Genomic DNA, 1,017 nt, shown 5'->3' with positions numbered 1-1,017 from the left:
AGGGGCAGCGGCGGGCGCAGCGGCCGGAGCGGCGGCGGCGGACGCGCCCTCGGTCACCGAACCCAGGACCGTGCCGGGAACGACATTGTCGCCCTCGGCCGCCTTAATGTCGCCCAGCACGCCGTCGGCGGGCGAGACGACTTCCAGCGAGACCTTGTCGGTCTCCAGCTCGACCAGCAGTTCGTCCTTCTTGACCGGATCACCGACCTTCTTGGTCCACTTTGCGATGGTGGCTTCGGTGACGGATTCACCGAGGGCGGGGGTCAGGATGTCGGCCATGTCAGGTCCAGCTCGTCTCTAGTCGGTCTTTTATACGTGTATCAGGCGAAGGCTTCAGTCGTGAAGGCTTCGAGTTCCTTCAGGTGCCGGCTCATCAGACCGGCGGCGGTCGAGGCCGAGCCGGGACGGCCGACGTAGCGGGCGCGCTTGGCCTTCACGTCCAGCTTGTCCAGCGTCAGCTCCAGCCACGGATCCACGAAGGTCCAACCGCCCATGTTCTTCGGTTCTTCCTGGCACCAGACCAGTTCGGCGTTGGGGAAGCGCGCCAGTTCCTTCCGCAGCGACTGGATCGGCCACGGATAGAACTGCTCCAGACGCAGGATGTAGACGTCGTCCACGGCCTGGCCGTCCTTGGCCTTCTTCTCGCGCGCGTCCAGCAGGTCGTAATAGACCTTGCCCGAGCACAGGATGACGCGTCGGATGTCCTTGTCCGCCTTGATCGTGATGCCGGCGATCTCGGGCCGCGTCTGGGCGTCGTCGTGCAGGACGCGGTGGAAGGCCGAGCCCTCCGCCAGGTCCGCCATGGACGAGACCGCCTTCTTGTGACGCAGCAGCGACTTTGGCGTCATCAGGATCAGCGGCTTGCGGAACGGCCGGTGCATCTGGCGACGCAGGATGTGGAAGTAGTTGGCCGGGGTGGTGCAGTTGGCGACCTGCATATTGTCTTCGGCGCACTGTTGCAGGAAGCGCTCCAGACGGGCCGAGGAGTGTTCCGGTCCCTGGCCTTCATAGCCGTGC

Annotated in this window: 1 protein-coding gene and 1 pseudogene; both read right to left on the bottom strand. The window is 65.2% G+C overall.

What is annotated here, in order from left to right:
- A partial coding sequence (locus B3T77_RS00920; RefSeq protein WP_292076214.1) for a biotin/lipoyl-containing protein occupies positions 1–279 on the bottom strand: 279 nt, incomplete at its 3' end.
- A 41-nt stretch (positions 280–320) separates the two neighbouring features.
- Positions 321–1,017 (bottom strand): annotated as a pseudogene (gene sucA / locus B3T77_RS00915) (2-oxoglutarate dehydrogenase E1 component); the annotation flags it as partial.

The sequence above is a fragment of the Brevundimonas sp. UBA7838 genome, from assembly GCF_002500885.1.
Classification (GTDB): Bacteria; Pseudomonadota; Alphaproteobacteria; order Caulobacterales; family Caulobacteraceae; genus Brevundimonas; species Brevundimonas vesicularis_C.
This window is presented reverse-complemented; position numbering and strand designations above follow the sequence as displayed.